Source organism: Natronococcus roseus, assembly GCF_043677095.1.
Classification (GTDB): Archaea; Halobacteriota; Halobacteria; order Halobacteriales; family Natrialbaceae; genus Natronococcus; species Natronococcus roseus.
Genome location: NZ_JBHLJR010000006.1, coordinates 422,425 through 439,375, shown reverse-complemented (window position 1 = coordinate 439,375; position 16,951 = coordinate 422,425). Strand labels below are relative to the sequence as shown.

19 protein-coding genes are annotated in these 16,951 nt (G+C 65.1%); 12 read left to right on the top strand and 7 right to left on the bottom strand.

Going from position 1 to position 16,951, the window contains the following annotated elements:
- The first annotated feature begins 496 nt into the window (after positions 1-496).
- The 4 genes from ACFEMD_RS18430 to ACFEMD_RS18415 all read left to right on the top strand — a co-directional run bounded on the left by ACFEMD_RS18430 (position 497) and on the right by ACFEMD_RS18415 (position 2,851).
- Positions 497-718, top strand: coding sequence for a hypothetical protein (locus ACFEMD_RS18430; RefSeq protein ID WP_394742747.1), 222 nt, complete (start codon positions 497-499; stop codon positions 716-718).
- A gap of 38 nt (positions 719-756) precedes the next feature.
- Positions 757-2,049 carry a histidinol dehydrogenase gene (gene hisD / locus ACFEMD_RS18425; RefSeq protein WP_394742746.1) on the top strand — a complete coding sequence of 431 codons (1,293 nt, stop codon included), beginning with the start codon at positions 757-759 and terminating at the stop codon, positions 2,047-2,049.
- An 88-nt stretch (positions 2,050-2,137) separates the two neighbouring features.
- Entirely contained in the window at positions 2,138-2,353 is a 216-nt protein-coding gene (locus ACFEMD_RS18420) for a hypothetical protein (RefSeq protein ID WP_394742745.1), read from the top strand.
- Positions 2,354-2,476: 123 nt separating this feature from the next.
- Positions 2,477-2,851, top strand: a complete 375-nt coding sequence (locus ACFEMD_RS18415) for a HesB/IscA family protein (protein WP_394742744.1) — start codon at positions 2,477-2,479, stop codon at positions 2,849-2,851.
- Here the strand turns inward: ACFEMD_RS18415 and ACFEMD_RS18410 are convergent, their stop codons facing one another.
- Positions 2,852-3,052 (bottom strand): dodecin, encoded by a 201-nt coding sequence (locus tag ACFEMD_RS18410; RefSeq protein ID WP_394742743.1) that lies wholly within the window; start codon positions 3,050-3,052, stop codon positions 2,852-2,854.
- A 133-nt stretch (positions 3,053-3,185) separates the two neighbouring features.
- Here ACFEMD_RS18410 and ACFEMD_RS18405 point away from each other — a divergent pair, with 133 nt between their 5' ends.
- Positions 3,186-4,388: a pyridoxal-phosphate-dependent aminotransferase family protein gene (locus tag ACFEMD_RS18405; protein ID WP_394742742.1), complete on the top strand. Its 1,203-nt coding sequence runs from the start codon at positions 3,186-3,188 to the stop codon at positions 4,386-4,388.
- 27 nt (positions 4,389-4,415) lie between these two features.
- Here ACFEMD_RS18405 and ACFEMD_RS18400 read toward each other — a convergent pair whose 3' ends face one another.
- Together ACFEMD_RS18400 and ACFEMD_RS18395 are read right to left on the bottom strand one after the other, a co-directional pair.
- Complete coding sequence (locus tag ACFEMD_RS18400; protein ID WP_278291680.1) at positions 4,416-4,721, bottom strand: DUF7116 family protein; 306 nt, start codon at positions 4,719-4,721, stop codon at positions 4,416-4,418.
- Between the two features lie 209 nt (positions 4,722-4,930).
- Complete coding sequence (locus ACFEMD_RS18395) at positions 4,931-5,170, bottom strand: DUF5816 domain-containing protein (protein ID WP_394742741.1); 240 nt, start codon at positions 5,168-5,170, stop codon at positions 4,931-4,933.
- A gap of 137 nt (positions 5,171-5,307) precedes the next feature.
- Between ACFEMD_RS18395 and ACFEMD_RS18390 the strand changes: the two genes are divergently transcribed.
- Positions 5,308-5,721 (top strand): universal stress protein, encoded by a 414-nt coding sequence (locus ACFEMD_RS18390; protein ID WP_005555213.1) that lies wholly within the window; start codon positions 5,308-5,310, stop codon positions 5,719-5,721.
- Between the two features lie 3 nt (positions 5,722-5,724).
- Here ACFEMD_RS18390 and ACFEMD_RS18385 read toward each other — a convergent pair whose 3' ends face one another.
- Positions 5,725-6,714, bottom strand: a complete 990-nt coding sequence (locus ACFEMD_RS18385; RefSeq protein ID WP_394742739.1) for a mechanosensitive ion channel family protein — start codon at positions 6,712-6,714, stop codon at positions 5,725-5,727.
- Positions 6,715-6,845: 131 nt separating this feature from the next.
- On the opposite strand from ACFEMD_RS18385, the gene trmB reads away from it, so the two are divergent.
- From trmB to ACFEMD_RS18355, 6 genes are all read left to right on the top strand, one after another.
- A complete protein-coding gene (gene trmB / locus ACFEMD_RS18380; protein ID WP_394742737.1) occupies positions 6,846-7,910 on the top strand; it encodes an HTH-type sugar sensing transcriptional regulator TrmB in 1,065 nt (354 codons plus the stop codon).
- 145 nt (positions 7,911-8,055) lie between these two features.
- Positions 8,056-9,516 (top strand): extracellular solute-binding protein, encoded by a 1,461-nt coding sequence (locus tag ACFEMD_RS18375; RefSeq protein ID WP_394742736.1) that lies wholly within the window; start codon positions 8,056-8,058, stop codon positions 9,514-9,516.
- A complete protein-coding gene (locus ACFEMD_RS18370) occupies positions 9,506-10,528 on the top strand; it encodes a carbohydrate ABC transporter permease (RefSeq protein ID WP_394742735.1) in 1,023 nt (340 codons plus the stop codon). The genes ACFEMD_RS18375 and ACFEMD_RS18370 overlap by 11 nt, the downstream gene beginning before the upstream one ends.
- Positions 10,528-11,607 carry a carbohydrate ABC transporter permease gene (locus tag ACFEMD_RS18365; protein WP_394742734.1) on the top strand — a complete coding sequence of 360 codons (1,080 nt, stop codon included), beginning with the start codon at positions 10,528-10,530 and terminating at the stop codon, positions 11,605-11,607. The genes ACFEMD_RS18370 and ACFEMD_RS18365 overlap by 1 nt, the downstream gene beginning before the upstream one ends.
- A gap of 6 nt (positions 11,608-11,613) precedes the next feature.
- The gene (locus tag ACFEMD_RS18360) at positions 11,614-12,801 is read left to right on the top strand and encodes an ABC transporter ATP-binding protein (protein ID WP_394742732.1); all 1,188 of its coding nucleotides are present in this window, start codon (positions 11,614-11,616) and stop codon (positions 12,799-12,801) included.
- Positions 12,802-13,030: 229 nt separating this feature from the next.
- Entirely contained in the window at positions 13,031-14,104 is a 1,074-nt protein-coding gene (locus ACFEMD_RS18355; RefSeq protein WP_394742730.1) for a Gfo/Idh/MocA family protein, read from the top strand.
- A 3-nt stretch (positions 14,105-14,107) separates the two neighbouring features.
- Here ACFEMD_RS18355 and ACFEMD_RS18350 read toward each other — a convergent pair whose 3' ends face one another.
- From ACFEMD_RS18350 to ACFEMD_RS18340, 3 genes are all read right to left on the bottom strand, one after another.
- Positions 14,108-14,410 (bottom strand): HalOD1 output domain-containing protein, encoded by a 303-nt coding sequence (locus ACFEMD_RS18350; protein ID WP_394742729.1) that lies wholly within the window; start codon positions 14,408-14,410, stop codon positions 14,108-14,110.
- 75 nt (positions 14,411-14,485) lie between these two features.
- Positions 14,486-15,904, bottom strand: coding sequence for a cryptochrome/photolyase family protein (locus tag ACFEMD_RS18345; RefSeq protein ID WP_394742728.1), 1,419 nt, complete (start codon positions 15,902-15,904; stop codon positions 14,486-14,488).
- Positions 15,905-15,958: 54 nt separating this feature from the next.
- Positions 15,959-16,834 carry a phosphatase PAP2 family protein gene (locus ACFEMD_RS18340; protein WP_394742726.1) on the bottom strand — a complete coding sequence of 292 codons (876 nt, stop codon included), beginning with the start codon at positions 16,832-16,834 and terminating at the stop codon, positions 15,959-15,961.
- Between the last annotated feature and the right edge of the window lie 117 nt (positions 16,835-16,951).

Genomic DNA, 16,951 nt, shown 5'->3' with positions numbered 1-16,951 from the left:
GTTCCATCCGAATCCCCGTATGTACTTAAGGCCGTCGGATCGGCCCGTCCGGAACTCGCATCCGGAAACTCGACCGACCGTAGCCATCGAAGTCAACTACCGCCCCCGTATGGGGACGGTCGGAACGGGATGGAGCGCCTGCCTCCGCGCCGGGATTCGGCCGGAGGGAACGCGGCGGGTGCGCCACGTCGTTCGCATTACTGACGAGTGCCCGGCGTATATATAAGGCCGTCGTCTCGGCCGGCGAGTGAGCCACGTTGGTCGTTCCCGAACGAGCGAATCACGAAGGGTGAGATCATCCTACGCTCGAGCGAGCGAGTGGTTCGATCGCGCTCCGGAAGGGGAGTAAGCGAAACGCGCACGAGACGGCAAGATCGACTCGAGACTAGCCCGATCCCGATCTCGAGCTAGACACCCACCGGGTCCGAGGTCGTCCGTTCCGTCCCCCCTAACAGCGATCGGTACGATTTAGCGGTAACGGGCTGTAGGGTCGCGTATGGATCGTTCGGGGTTCGTTAGACTCGCCCTCGTCGCGCTCGGACTCGTCGTCCTGAGTTTCTTCGTTCGCGGGTTCAGTCAACTTCTGTTCGGTCGTGGCGTCGCGGAGGTGCTCCAGGCGCCGTTCGCCGTGGGCGGGTTCGCGTTGCTGGTCTATCTCTTCCTTAGAGCGACTCTCGACGCGACCGGAATCTGGCCGATCGAACGCTCGGAGTCGTGATGGAAACGGTTTTTCGAACGCCGCGCAAAGGGCGGGATATGACAGTCGAGATGCGGGAGATCGCCGATCTCGGACCAAACGACCGGGTCGCGTTCTTCGAGCGCGACGCCGGTATCGAGGCCGTCAGAGGCGACGTCCGAGAGATCGTCGACAGAGTACGGGAGGAGGGTGACGTCGCCGTTCGGGAGTTCACGAGCGAGTTCGACGGCGTCGAGGTCGGCAACCTCGAGATCACCGACGATTGCGAGCGCGCCCTCGAGGCGGTCGACGACGACCTGCTCGAGGCCATCGAGACGGCCGCAGCGAACGTCCGGGAGTTCCACGAGGCCCAGCTCCCCGAAGACTGGCGCGAGGAGTTCGGCGACGGACGGGAACTGGGACGGCGATTCCGTCCGCTCGAGCGGGTCGGCGTCTACGTCCCCGGCGGCTCGGCGGCCTACCCCTCGAGTGCGATCATGGGCGTCGTTCCGGCGGTCGTTGCGGGCGTCGACCACGTCGTCGTCGTCACCCCGCCCGCGGAGGAACTCAGTCCGGCGACCCTGGCGGCGATCCACGTCGCGGGCGCGGACGAGGTTTTCAGCGTCGGCGGCGCGCAGGCCGTCGCGGGGCTGGCGTACGGAACCGAGACGATCACGAACGTCCAGAAGGTCGTCGGACCCGGAAACAAGTGGGTCACGGCGGCCAAAGCCGAGGTTCGAGGTGACGTCGAGATCGACTTTCTCGCGGGTCCGAGCGAGGTCGTCGTCATCGCCGACGGCACGGCCGACCCGGAACTCGTCGCGAGCGAGCTGGTCGCCCAGGCCGAGCACGACCCGAACGCGTCGGTCGTAGCCGTCACCGACGACGAGGCGACCGCGGCGGCCGTCGCCGACGCCGTCGACGAGCAGGCGAGCGCACGCGAGCGCGAAGACGTGATCAGAGACGCGCTCTCGAACGACGCCAGCGGCGTCCTGCGTGCCCGCTCGATGAGCGAGGCGATCCTCTTCACCGAATCGTACGCGCCAGAGCACCTGTCGATCGTTGCAGAGGACGACGAGTCGATCCTCGAGCGAATCGACAGCGCGGGTAGCGTCTTCCTCGGCCCGGAGACGCCGGTCGCAGCGGGTGACTACGCCAGCGGAACGAATCACGTGCTGCCGACGAACGGTTCCGCCCGGATCACCGGGGGGCTCTCGGTCGAGACGTTCCTGCGGTCGACGACCGTCCAGCGCCTCTCCGCCGGGGCTCTCGCTGACCTCGGGGAGACGGTGACGACCCTCGCCGACGCGGAGGGACTCGAGGCCCACGCCGAGAGCGTTCGGCGTCGACTCGACCGGAACCGGGACACGTAGCCCGATCCTACGCGCGGTAGGCACTGTCGATACACATCACTAATCTGTAATTGGATTTACGTAGCTGCGGAAAAGAGTACCAGAGGAAATGGAGCCGTGTCAGGTCGATCCGACCGATGCACGCGTCCTCGAGCGAAACTACGATTACGCACAGAAGAACGTTCGACTGCTCTCGATGTGGTACGAGTGCGAACTCGAACGGATAATCGAACTGCTCGCAGAGAACGACATCGAACTCTCGGCGAACGACGAACGGCTGTTCGGGACGTACTATCGGTCGGTTCAGCAGCGCCCGCGCGTGTAGGGCAAAAACGGGGTATCGATGGTTGAGGACGGGTTCGGAGCCGTGCGAACAGCGAGTCAACTCGATCTCGAGGGTCGGGAATTCGGCGTCAAGGTTAACACCGTTGCGCGGGAAGGGACGTACATGAGCACCGATAGCGTGGACGGCGCGAGCGCGGAGACGCGTCCAGAGATCGAGGTAACCGAGTCGGCAGCCGAGCAGGCGCTGTCCCTGCTCGAGAGCGAGGGGCTCGACGCCGGGGTGGCCGGCCTTCGGCTGTTCGTCCAGCAGGGCGGCTGTGCAGGACTGTCCTACGGGATGCGGTTCGACGACGCGCCCGACGAGGACGACACGATCTACGAACACCACGAGCTACGGGTGTTCGTCGATCCGGCGAGTCTGAAGTACATCGAGGGAAGCATCCTCGACTACGAGAGCGGGCTGCAGGCCGAAGGGTTCCACGTCGAGAACCCGAACGTCGTCAGCGAGTGTGGCTGTGGCGAGTCGTTCCGGACGTAGTTAGTCCTCGAGTTCGAACGCGACCGTTACTTCCGCCTGGTACTCCCGGTTCTCGGCGCTTGCGATCTCGACGCCGAGTTCGTCGACCTCGACCCAGTAGACGTTCTGGAGGGTGTTCTCCGCGCGATCGATCGCGTCGTCCGCGGCGTCGTCGAAGCTCTCCGTACTCGTGCCGATCAGCGTGATCTTCTTGAATACCATCGCCCGTAATCGTACACCGCTGCGGGTATTCAATGTATGGTCGGTGATAGCAAGACGCCGGTGGACGAGACGGTCTCCGCTGCCCCACAGACGGTTCGTCAACGCTTTTGGCGTCCCCACCGCAGTACGGGATATGAACGGCTTCGACGACTCGATCGACGTCACCGAGGTCGGTGAACTGACCCCACCGAACCGGACGCTGATGGGACCGGGTCCCAGCGACGTCCACCCCCGTGTGTTGCGAGCGATGAGCACCCCGCTCGTCGGCCATCTCGACCCCTCGTTCGTCGAGATCATGAACGAGGTACAGGAGCTGCTGCGATACACGTTCCGGACCGACAACCGGTGGACGATCCCGGTCTCGGGGACCGGCTCGGCCGCGATGGAGGCGGCGATCGGCAACGTCGTCGAACCCGGCAATACGATGCTGGTGCCGACGAACGGCTACTTCGGCGGCCGGATGGCCTCGATGGCTCGCCGCGCCGGCGGCGACGTCGTCGAGGTCGACGCGCCGTGGGGCGAACCGCTCGAGCCGGCGGCCGTCTCGGACGCGCTGGCCGAACACGATCCCGACGTCTTCGGCTTCGTTCACGCCGAGACGAGTACGGGCGTGCTCCAGCCCGACGTTGCCGAACTCACGGCAGCGGCTCACGACCACGACGCGCTGGTGATCGCCGACACCGTCACCTCGCTGGGCGGGGTCGAACTCCGCGTCGACGAGTGGGACATCGACGTCGCCTACTCCGGCCCCCAGAAGTGTCTCTCCTGTCCGCCCGGCGCGAGCCCGCTGACGCTGTCCGAGACGGCGATGGAGAAGGTCCTCTCCCGCGAGGAGGAACCCCGGTCGTGGTACCTCGACCTCTCCCTGCTCGAGGGCTACTGGGGCGACGAGCGCGCGTACCACCACACCGCACCCGTCACGAACGTCTACGCGCTGCGGGAGGCGCTCCGACTGGTTGCCGAGGAGGAAATCGAACAGCGCTGGGAGCGCCACGAGCACCTCGCCGGCGCGCTGAAAGCCGGCGTCGAGGGGATGGGACTGGAGATGAACGCCCCCGACGAGTACTGGCTCCCGAGTCTGAACGCCGTCCGAGTTCCCGACGGTGTTAACGACGGCGAGGTCTGTACCGAACTGCTCGAGCGCTACGACCTCGAGGTCGCGAACGGACTCGGCGATCTGGAGGGTGAGATCTTCCGCGTCGGCTGTATGGGCTACTCCGCGCGACCCCAGAACGTGATCTACGCGGTGACGGCGTTGGGTGACGTCCTCGAGTCGATGGGGGCGGACGTCGACCCGGGCGCCGGTGTAACTGCGACGCGCGGGGCGCTGGAATAACGTTGCTCGGAGAAGGGAACGCGGGTATCAGGCGGAGACGGGCGGTCCGGACGGAACGCGTTCGACCTGATAGTCGTCGCCGTCGACGACGATGATCGCCCACTCGTAGCTCGGATTCGTGCGCTCGAGTTCGCGCTCGAGTGAGTCGGCGTCCTCCGGTCGGGCGACGAAACAGTGGAACTGTCCGGCCGCGGACGGAAGCGTTCCGGGCTCGAGGACGGGATTGACGTGGACGACCTTCCACTTTCGTTCGGCGCGAAACACGGGGCCAGTACCTTCGACGGTGTAACCCAGGTCGGCGAAAATCGACTTGGCCTGTTCGACGAGACGCATGTTAACAGGTCCCATTCAATACAGAGTATGTGACCCACCCTCATAAATCTAGGTCTGGCACATGCATTCGGCTCGGGAGCAAAAAATCGCGAACTAATATCGACGATCGGACAACGACTACAAGCCGACTGTCCGTCCGAACGACAGTAAGCCACGATTGTCGTCGGTAGTCGCCGAACGTGGCACGTCGCCGTTCGGGTCAATCGCGGTTACTCGTGGGCGGCGTCCCACTCGGTCGGCTTCCGGAAGTTCCCGCATTGGTTACACTGGATGCGCCCCATCGAGTCCATCGCGTTGTCGAAGCTCTCGCAGTTGGTACAGAACCAGCCGTACCGTCGCCGCGCCTCGGGCGACTCGTAGGCGACGAGAAACGGTCCCTTGGATCCTCTATCCCCGTTGGTCTCGGAGACGTAGACGGTGTCGCCGTCGGCAGTCGACCTCGTTTCCATACCCACCGCTAGTATCGCTCGGAGTAAAGGACTGTCTCTCCGAATCCGTGCGAGTTAGTTTCTCCCGTGTGAAAAATTGGCGTGTAGAACTGTCCCAACTGAAAGGTTTACCCGGGCGGCTATCGTTCGATTGTGTGATGACGCTGGTCGTGGTCCCCGTCCGATACCCCCTGTCGAAACACTCCAGACGAACCCTCGAGCGGGCGATCGAGGTCGCTCGCGAGCGCGACGCGGAGCTGACGATTCTGCACGTCGATCTCTACCAGAACGGGAAGAAAGTGAGCCGCATCGACCTCAAGGATGCCGTCGAGTCGACGTTCGGTCGGATCGAGAACGCCCGGTACGTCGTCCGAACGGGCTTTCTCGTCGAGGAGAGCATTCTCGACGAGGTCGCCGCCGAGGAGGCCGACGCCGTCGTTATCGGAACCAAACAGGCGAGCCGGCTTCGCCGCCTCTTCCGTCGGTTTACCGACAACCCCGACATCGACGGCTACCTGCGAACGCACCTCGACTGTGAGGTCATCACCGTCGAGGGAGCCCGCGCGAGGTAACGACTACCCGTCCGGGTTGGCGGCGTCGCCGTCGGCGTCGACGGAGGGACCGACGTCCGGACGGACCGACCGGGGATCGTCGACGACCACTCTCGCGGTTCCGCTGTCGCCGTCGAAGACGTGGTGACGGTGGGGGTAGGCGAACTCGATATCTGCGTCGGCGAAGCGTTCGCGGACCGCCGTCCGCACCGCCGACCGGGCGACCGCCTGCTTGTACGGGTGTTGAACCCAGAAGAACAGCTCCAGCACGATGCCGTTGTCGGCGTAGTCGCGGACGTTACAGATCGGGGCGGCGGCGTAGCGCGCGCTTCCGATCCGGATATCGGGCCCGCCGGTGATGACGACGTCGACCGACCGCGCCGCCCGCTTGGCGTGGCTGCGGGCGGCTTCGAGGTCGCTCTCGTAGGTGATCTCGAACTCGAGGGAGAGCCGCGTTCGCTCGTCCTCCGCCGAGTAGTTGATCACGTCCCGCTGCTGGATCTCGGAGTTTGGAATGACGATGAAGGTGTTCTGGACGGTGAAGATCTTCGTGTACCTGATCGTGATGTCCTCGACGAACCCGGTGTGGCCCTCGTCGACGATCTCGATCATGTCGCCGATCTCGTAGGGTCTGTCCGCGAGGACGAACAGCCCGTTGACGAAGCTACTAACCAGCGGCGCGAGCACGACCGCGACCACCGCGGAGATGACGGTCACCGAGAGGAGGATCTGCGTGTCGCCGACGCCGAGGATGCCGGCGACGACGACGAGCGTCATGACCAGGACCGAGAACCTGACGGCTCGCAGGGCCGTTCGGGTGACGCTCGGCCGTTCGATGCGGCGCGCGACGGTCCGACCCGTGAGTCGAACGACGAGCTTCGAGAGGTACCAGCCGACGACGAACACGATCGCCGCGAGGAGCAGCTGGCCGACGATTTCGGGGATCACCTCGGGAAGTATCTCGTTGGTCCGCTCGAGGGCGTCCTCCTCCGGCGCCTGTGCGACCGCCAGCATGGCAACACACTCATGGCCGGCGTGGTTAAGGGTTCTGACCGTCATCGACGCCGAACGGTGACTCGATTTCCGAATCCGGTAGTACTCGCGTTGTAATAAATCATTTATCCGTCCGAATCCTGCCATCGGGTATGGCACCAGACGAACTTCGCTCGACCGTCGAGCGAGTCGGGGATCGGTTCAACCTCGGCGAGTACGAGATCGACGCCTACCTGACCGTCCTCGAGCAGGGACAGCTGACCGCAAGCGAGATCGCGGATCGAACCGAGATTCCTCAGCCCCGCGTCTACGACACCGTTCGTAGCCTGAGCGATCGGGGGCTGGTCGAGCTGCGCGAGTCCCGACCGATGAAGGTCGTCGCGATCGATCCAGCCGACGCCTTCGACGAGGTCCAACACTCCCTCGAACAGATGATCGACGAACTCGAGGCTCGGTACACGGCGCCCGCGCGAGACACGGAGGCGGTGTCGCTCGTCAAGTCCCGCTCGACGATCCTGCGCTATCTCGAGGAGATCATCGTCGACGCCGAGTACGAGCTCTCACTGTCGCTGACGCCCGATCTCCTCACCCGATTCGAGGACGAACTTTCGGGGGCGCTTGACCGGGGCGTGAGTATCGATCTAATCGTGACCCCGGCCGCAGAGGCGCCCGCACCGGACGATTTCGACTACACCGCTATCGCGACGACGACGCGTGCCCGACGCGGGATCACGACGCCGGTGCTCGCCGTCGCCGACGGTAACTACTCCATCTACGCGACACAGGACGCGCTCCGGGACGACAAGGACCGCTACGGCGTTATCTTCAACCGCTCTGCGCTCGGGTTTCTGGTGTCGGGCTTCTTCGGTACCGTGCTCTGGACGACCGCCGAGGAGACGCTCGGCGAGGACGCGGATCCTCGAAGCTACCCGCGAAAGTACGCCTCGATCCGACGCTGCGTGAAGGACGTCATCGAGGAGGGGGGAGAGTTCTACGCGACGATCGTCGGCCAGGACGTCGCCGTCGGCGGTCAGCGGGTCGTCCGCGGCCAGATCATCGACGTCTCCTTCGAGGTCAGCGAGGAGGTCGCCGCGATCACCCTCGAGAACGAGGACGGCTCGGAGGTGACGGTCGGCGGCCGGGTCGCCGCCCTCGAGGACGTCGAGGCTCACGAGATCCACATCGGCCGGCACCGACCGCCCGAACTCGAGGAGTAGTCGCTCGAGTGTGATCTTCTCGGAGAGGTTGAATCTCCGATCGTAACGGTATTCAACGATTACGCGGTCCGTTCGTGGAGATTTTCAGTACATTGTGACCTTTATACGCCAACGATTAAGGTTCTGAGCGTGGTCCCGAACAGGGATGGTGCAAGACAGGTGTGAGCATACAACACCCACCAGCGTCTCTCGCCGATCGTTCGTCGCGGCGGCCTCGGTGGCCGGCGCCGGATCGGTCGGGATAGCGGGATGTCTCGGCCGCGGTGCGGAGGAGGGAGCTGTCGTCGTCTACGGCGACACCGACTTCCAGGACATCATGGATCCGGAGGGGGAGCTCCATCGGGCGCTCTGGGACGCGGGTCTCGACGAGGCCATCACTGTCGCGGTCCGCACCGGACCGGACGAGACCGAGCAGCGCAGATCCGCCGCACAGTCCGCGCTCCAGGCGGGGCGATCCGAACCGGACATCTTCATGATGGACAGCGGGTGGACGATCCCGTTTATTCTGCGCGGCCAGACGGTCGACCTCGAGGATCGGCTCTCGAGTGACACCCTCGGCCTGATCGAGAACGACTACCTCGAGGCCGCAGTCGAGACCGCTCGCCACCCCGAGAGCGGAGAACTGCACGCACTGCCGCTGTTTCCCGACTTCGGAACGATGCAGTTTCGACGGGATCTCGCCGAGGACGCGGGCTACGACACCGACGACTGGGGGACCGAGCCGATGTCCTGGCAGGAGTTCTCCGAGGTCGCGGCCGACGTTCGCACCGACGCCGGTGTCGACTTCGGGTTCACCACGCAGGCGGCCGCCTACGAGGGGCTGGCCTGCTGTACGTTCAACGAGGTGATGAGCACCTGGGGCGGCGCGTACTTCGGCGGCCTCGACGAGCTGTTCGAGGCGGGTAACCGCGAGGTTACGGTCGACGAGGAGCCGGTCCTCGACGCCATTCGGATGATGCGGACGTTCGTTCGCGGCGCCGATGACGAGTACGCCCTCGAGGGGTACGAGCAGATCGCCCCGACCGCGATCGCCCAGTACACCGAGGAGGACGCCCGCGGTCCCTTCGCGGCCGGCAACGTCGTGATGCATCGCAACTGGCCGTACTCGATCGCGATCGCTCACGACGACGGGATGGGCGACCAGGTCGGGATGATGCCGATGCCCTACGGCGTCGAGGAGGACGAGGCCGCCTACGACGGGGTCGGAGGGACCGCCGCTGCACTCGGTGGCTGGCACCTGACGCTGAACCCCGCAAGCGAGAATCAGGAGGAGGCGCTCCAGGTGCTGGACGCGTTCGCGACCGAGGAGGTCATGCTCACGATCTTTGCGATCCAGGGCTGGATCCCGCCGATCGTCGAGCTGCTCGAGGAGGTCGATCCCGAGGAGACCGGGCCCGTCGCGGAGTACGCCGAAACCATTCAAATTGCGGGTGAGAACGCCGTTCCGCGACCCGTAACCGACATCTGGCCGGAGCAGTCGGCCCACATCTACCAGGAGGTGAACAGGGCCTACCGGGGCGTGAAGTCACCCGAGGAGGCGATGACCGACCTGGCGGACCGACTCGAGGCCAGCGAGGCCGACGTAGGTGAGCAAGATGTCGAGTGATACTGGAATCGGCAGCGAGACCCCCGAACGCGAACGAACTGGCAACGCCGTCGTCAACTGGATGGAGGGGCTGAGCGAGGCGGCCTACGCCTACCTCCTGTTGATTCCGTCGTTCCTGTTGCTCGCCTTCATCGCCTTCTACCCCCTGTTGATGACGTTCGTCATGTCGCTGCGGGAGGATCGAACGCGGGGTGCGGAGACCCTGGGCGGGTTCGTCGGCGTCGAGAACTACGTCGACGTGCTCACGGGCGACGTCAGGCTGGCCCAGCAGTTCCTGGACGTGTCGCTGTCGGCGTCGTTTCCCTTCGTCGACTTCGGCGTGCCACTCCTCCAGCAGGCGCTGTTCGTCACCCTCGGCTTCGCCGTCATCAGCGTCTTTTTCGAGACGGTCTTCGGCTTCGGGCAGGCGCTGATCCTCGACCAGGAGTTCCGCGGCCGGCGCTGGGTCAGGGTCGCGATCATCCTCCCGTGGGCCGTCCCGATCGTTATTCAGGGGATGATCTTCTTCCTGCTGTTCCAGCCGGAGGTCGGCTTCGGGACGGACCTGATGCAGTGGCTCGGCCTGTTCGGGCCGAACCCGCTCGCGGACAGCGGGGACGCGTTCGTCATCGTCCTCGTCGCCGACATCTGGAAGTCAACGGCGTTCATGGCGCTGCTGATCCTCGCGGGGCTCCAGAGCGTCGATCGGAGCCTCTACGACGTCGCGCGCGTCGCGGGCGCCTCCCCCTGGCAGCGGTTCAAGCTGATCACGCTGCCGCTGATTCTGCCCGCCCTGCTGGTCGCAATGTTGTTCCGGACGATGGACGCGATGCGCGTGTACGGGCTGATCGAGTCGAGCGTCGGCTGTACGACGGTGCCGTCGCTGACCTGCATGGTCGTCGAGGCGATGTTCGGCGGCACGCGCATCTTCGGGACCGCGGCGGCCGTGGCGTTCATGACGGCGCTGGTGATCGGACTGTTCATCTCGGTGTACATCGCCCTGTTCCGGGACACGGAGGCGGGATTCTACTGATGAGCCCGAACGACCGCAGACGGAACGATGACGGAACCGATCCTAGAGAGGGCGACCGCGTCCCCGGACCCTGCCGAGACGGGAGGAGATCCGACCGATACCGTCCGGACGGGGTCCCTCGAACCCGGCTCGCCGACGGTGGCGCGACACTCGGGGCCGGCGGCGACGCCGAACTCGATCGCGGCCCGTTCTCGCGGTGGGTCGACCGCTCGATTCAGGATCCCCAGCGCGTCTACCGGGCGATGTTCTACGTTGCGGCGATCTTCTTCCTGTTTACGACGCTGTTTCCCTTCTACTGGCTCCTGATGGTCGCGCTCACGCCCGAGGGGCAGCTTCAGGACATCGTCTTCACGCCGAACGGGTTCAACCCGGGCGCGTTCGTCGAGGTGTTCCAGACCCTGCCGTTCCACTGGTACATGTTCAACAGCTTCGTTATCGCGACGGCCTCGACGGTGCTGGTGCTGGTCGTCGCGAGCCTGGCCGGCTACGCCTTCGGTCGGCTCGAATTCCCGGGGAAGACGCCGCTGATGCTGCTCGTGTTGGTCGTATCGTTCTTCCCGCCGGCGGCGTTTTTCATCCCGCTGAACGACCTGTTCAACACCCCCGTCGAGATCCTCGAGCCTGTCATGAGCGATGGGACGCTGTACAACACGCCGGGCGCGATGGTGATGCCGATCTCGGCGATCTTCATGCCGCTGGCGATCTTCATCCTCACGACGTTCTACGCCCAGATCCCCGACGGGCTCGAGGACGCCGCGAGGGTCGAGGGAACCACCCGATTAGGCGCGCTGTTTCGGGTCATCATCCCGCTGTCGGCGCCCGGGGTCGCGACCGCCGGCGTGTTGACGTTCATCGCGGTGTACAACGAGTTCTTCTTTTCGTATCTGATGACCGACGGCGAACCGGCGAACTGGGCGCCGATCCTCGAGGGCATTCTTGGCTACCAGGGCCAGTACGAGATCCTGTTCAACCTGATGGCCGCCGCGAGCATCATCGGCGTGCTCCCGGTCGCGATCCTCGTGATCGTGGCCCAGGAGAAGATCGTCAGCGGGCTCACCGCGGGCGCGCTCAAGGAGTAAGACACTATGGCACGAGTACGACTCGAACACGTTACGAAACGCTACGACGACGTCGTCGCGGTCGACGATATGAACGTCGAGATCGAGGACGGGGAGTTCGTCTGCCTCGTGGGCCCCTCCGGCTGCGGGAAGTCGACCACGATGGAGATCATCGCCGGGTTGACTCGTCCCTCGGAGGGAACGGTGTACATCGGCGACACCGACGTCACGAACCTCGCACCCAAGGATCGGGGCGTCGCGATGGTCTTCCAGAACATCGCGCTGTTTCCACACATGGACGTCTTCGACAACGTCTCCTTCGGCCTCCGCTTGCGGACGTTCGACGACGAGGAGGTCGAACGTCGCGTCGAGGAGGCCGCCGACATCGTCCAGCTCGAGGGAATGCTCGATCGGATGCCCGACGAGATGTCCGGCGGCCAGCGCCAGCGGGTCGCGATCGCCCGGGCGATCGTCCGCAACCCGGACGTCTTCCTGATGGACGAGCCGCTCGCGAACCTGGACGCCAAACTCCGGGTTCACATGCGAACCGAACTCCAGCGACTCCACCGCGAACTGGAGACGACGATCATCTACGTCACGCACGATCAGGCCGAGGCGATGACGATGTCCGATCGGATCGCCGTCATCAACGCGGGCGAACTCCAGCAGATCGATCCGCCCCTGGTCTGTTACAACGAGCCCGCGAACCTGTTCGTCGCCGGCTTCATCGGCTCGCCGTCGATGAACTTCGTCCAGGGCGGGGTCGTCGCCGACGGCCTCGAGACGAAGAACTTCACGCTCGAGTTCGACCCCGCGGGAGTGGCCGGCGTCGGCGTCGGCGACGACGTGACACTCGGGGTCCGGCCCGAGGACGTCCACCTCTCGAGGGACGCCGACGATCTCTCCCGACCGACGAAGGGGATCGAGGTGACGACCGACGTGCTCGAGCCGATGGGCGACGAGATCTTCGTCTACCTCGTGCTCGACGAGGGGGCCGAACGGACGATGGAGGAGGACCCGCTTGACTCCCCGGATCAGCTCCTGATGAGCGTCTCGCCGGACACCGACATTCGAGAGGACGAGACCCTCGAGGTCGTTCTGGACGGGTCGAAGATCCACCTGTTCGACACCGCGAGCGGCGAGGCGCTCGTTCACGGGATCGCCGATCAGTCGGGATCGGAGCCGGGAACGGCGCCGACGGAAGCCGAAGACTGAGTTTCGTTTCGTTACCGATCCGATGGTTTCGACCGCAACCGGACGGCAGCGGCGGGCCGATAGACTCACCTACATCGAGGATAGCTATCAGTAGACACAGCGAAACGCGTTCGTGCCACGGGAGGCGTCAGTGAACGAACGACGGAACAAAGGAAATCGAATACAAAGCTCCGCACGAATCCCGGATTCGAACCGCCGAGCGAACCACCACACCCCCAACGCATACCACATGACAACACCACGAGGCGACATCAGAACCGGTATCGTCGGACTCGGGAACATCGGGCGCTACCACGCCGAACGCCTCCTCGAGCTCGACGTTCCGCTGGTCGGCGGGATGGACGTCGCGGCCGACGCACGAACCCGTTTCGCCCGTCGATACGACGTCGACGTCTACGACGATCACCACGAACTGTACGACGCCGTCGACGCCGTCATCATCACGACGCCGAACAAGTACCACGAGGAGTACGCGGTCGACGCCTTCGACCGGGGCCTGCACGTCCTCCTCGAGAAGCCGCTCGCTCACTCCCTCGAGAGCGCCGAACGGATCGCGAGCGCTGCGGCCGACAGCGACGGCTACTGCATGGTCGGGTTCAACAATCGGTTCGCGAACACGGTTCGGATCGTCAGAAACCGGATCGAACGGGGCGAGCTCGGCGACGTGTCACACGTCGAGGCGAACTACGTGCGCCGACGGGGAATACCGGGACGCGGGTCGTGGTTCACCCGGCGCCAGATCGCGGGCGGCGGCGCACTGATCGACCTCGGCGTTCACGCCATCGACCTCTCGCTGTACCTGCTCGGCGACCCTCCCATCGCGGAGGTAACCGGCGTCACCCGCGGCGAGTTCGGCTCTCGAGAGGAGTACGCCTACCTGGACATGTGGGGCGACGACGCCGGGCCGGCCGGCTTCGACGTCGACGACTCCGCCAGCGCGTTCATTCGGACCGACGACGACCGAACGATCTCGCTCGAGGTCGCCTGGGCGACCAACCGCCCGGAGAACAACGAGTTCGTCGTCCGCGGAACCGAGTCCGCCGCGGTGTTCGATCTCCTCGACGGCGATCTCTCCGTTCACTCCGCGAGCACCGCCGGCCCGGACCACCTCGAGGATACCTCGATCGAGACCAGACAGAACGACACCCACACCGAGGAGCAGCGATCGTTCTTCGATTCGATCGCAGCCGGCGAGGTCGGCGACGAGAGCATCCAGCAGGCGCTTACCGTTCAGCGGGTGATCGACGGGATCTACCGCTCGAGCGAGACGGGACGGACGGTCGCGATCGGCGAGCAGGAGTAAGGCTCACTCGCGAAAGCGGTCGGCGATCGTCTTCCCCGTCGACGGATCGGTCACGTCGACCCTGCCGTTACCGGAGACGGTGACGTCGTATCCGGCGTACTCGAAGGAGAGTGAGAGCTCGGTCGATGGATCGCTCCGGAACAGTGCGTCGAGCGCCTCGGGATCAACGACGGCGTACAGCGGTTCGTAGGCCGGCGGCTCGATCGCCGTCACGTCGACCACCTCGTGTTCGGCGACTGCCTCGATGATCGCCCGCGTCGGACGGTCCGCTCCGTCGGCCGCCGACGGATCGCTCGGAGCGGTCATACGAGCAGTACCAGACACCTGCGAATAAGGGTAGTGGTCCGTGTACGTTTCTGACAACCGTCCAGTACGGTCCGCCTACTCCTCGTCGCGGGCGTCCTCGAACGTCGCGATCGCCTCCTCCCGCCTGTTCGCGTGGTCGACGATCGGCTCGGGGTAGTCGGGGGCGAGTTCGGCTCGTTCCTCGGTGTCGAGGTCGGGCCACTCGTGGATCCGATCAGCCGGGACGTCCTCGAGTTCGGGGACGTGTTCCCGGATGTAAGCAGCGTCGGGGTCGTACTCTCGACCCTGTTTCGTCGGATTGAACACCCGAAAGTACGGCTGAGCGTCCGCTCCGGTCGAAGCCGCCCACTGCCAGCCGGCGACGTCGCTCGAGGTCTCGTGATCAGCGAGGTAGTGCCGGTACCAGTCGTACCCCTCGCGCCAGTCGACCAGCAGATCCTTCGTCAGAAACGAGGCGACGAGCATCCGGACCCGGTTGTGGACCCATCCCTCGGACCGAAGCTGGCGCATTCCGGCGTCGACGATCGGGTACCCGGTCTCACCAGCCCGCCAGGCTGCCAGTTCGTCCGGATCGTTTCGCCACTCGAGGTCGCTCTCGTAGCCGCTGAAATCCTCCGTGACGGTCTCGGGGTTGAACGCCAGCAGGTGAACGTAGAACTCCCGGAACGCTAGCTGCCGGCGAAACGCGACGACGCTCTCACGGGCGTCCTCGTCGGGCGCGTCCTCGAGCGCCCGTTCGGTTTCGACGGACACCTCCCGGGGGCCGATCGTTCCCCACTTGAGGTGCGTCGACAGGCGGGAGGTCGTCCCGGCCGCGGGAACGTCCCGTTCGTCCGCGTAGCGGTAGATCGCGTCCGAGCAGAACGTCTCGAGGCGTTCCCGCGCCGCGTCGCGGCTTACTGTTGGGGGGTCGGCGTCGGGCTCGTCGAACCCGAGTTCCGAGAGTGACGGGATTGGGTTGGCCTCGCTCTCGCTTGCGTCCTCGAGGTCGGCGAGCTCGTCGGCTGTCGGCGCCGGCGCGGGATCGGCCTTCTCCCGGTCGCGCCACTTCTTCCAGAAGTAGGAAAACACCGAGTAGTGGTCGCCCTCGTTCGGCGAGATCGATCCTGGCTCGTGGTGAAGGCCGTCCGTGACCGAGTCGTGATCGATCCCCTCCTCCTCGAGGGCCGCCCGGACCGCCTCGTCGCGCTCGGCGGCGAGTCCGCTGTAGTCCTCGTTCCAGACCACTCGAGCGGCGTCGCGCTCGGCTGCGAGTGAGGGAATCACCTCCCTCGCGTTCCCGCGGACGACGAGGAGATCGGAGCCGCGGTCGCGGTACCACGCCCGGAGGTCGGCGAGCGCCTCGAGGAGACAGGCGACGCGGATCGGCGAGGCGTACTCGAGAATCGTCGGGTCGAGAACGAACACGGGGACGACCCGATCGGCTCGGGCAGCCCGGGCGAGGGCGCGGTTGTCGACGCCCCGCAGGTCCTTGCGGTGCCAGTGAACGATCATATTCGGTGCGACACGGCTAGGGGGCAAAGTTTTGGACCCTTACTCGATTGGGACTCACTCGCTCCCTGGCTTCCCGAGCCGATCGAATCGTCTGGCGAGGTATCGGCGGCCGGTGGAGACGATCCCGTCGACGGTGTAGTTGACGCCGATGTAGACGCTGACCAGGGCAAGGACGGTCCCCGCGACGACGTCTAGGAACCAGTGAATACCTAAATACATCGTCGACAGCGCGACGCTGACGGCGAGAAAGCCCGACAGCGGAACCCACAGCGGGTACCGGTCGCGAGTCAACCAAGCTAGGAAGAACACCGTCATCGATAACGACGTGTGCAGCGAGGGGAAGACGTTCGTGTTCTGGTTGACCTGATTGGTGAGCGTCCGCGACTGCGGGAAGGCGTCGTACAGCAGCGGTTCGAACACCAGCGGATCGAAGTTCCGGGGACCGTAGGCGATAAAGAGCATGTAACAGACCAGGCCGATCCCGTAGTTGGCCGTAAACGCGAGCAACAGCGTCGACAGCTCCTCCATCTCCTCGAGCGCGAAGTAGGCGACGATCGGGAACAGCAACAGGAACGCGTAGCCGTAGATGTAGATGAAGACGAAGAACTCCGTCAGCGCCTCGGTCTGGATCGACTGGAGGAGGACGACCGGCGTCTCGCCGAGCAGTCGCTGCTCCAGTGCGAACAGCGTGTGAGTGATGTTGTGTCCGACCACCCGACGCTCGAGACGCAGGACGACGTCCCGGGTGGACCACCGCAACGCGAGCACGACTCCGAGCGCGGCGATCGGCAGCAGGCAGGCCTCCAGTCGCCATCGATAGCCCCGAACCGCGGCGACGAGACGGCGGGGCCCGACGAACACGAGCGTCGCCGTGACGAGCATCGTCGTCACGACGAGCGCGAGCTCGAGGACGACCTGGGCGAGGGTCATACGGGATACGTACGTCGCGGGAGACATTAATACGGCCCGGTCGGATCATCGCCGACTCGTACGGGCGACTGGACATCGCCGTCGGAGCGAGCGCGAGCCGTGCGACGGTCGTTCCGG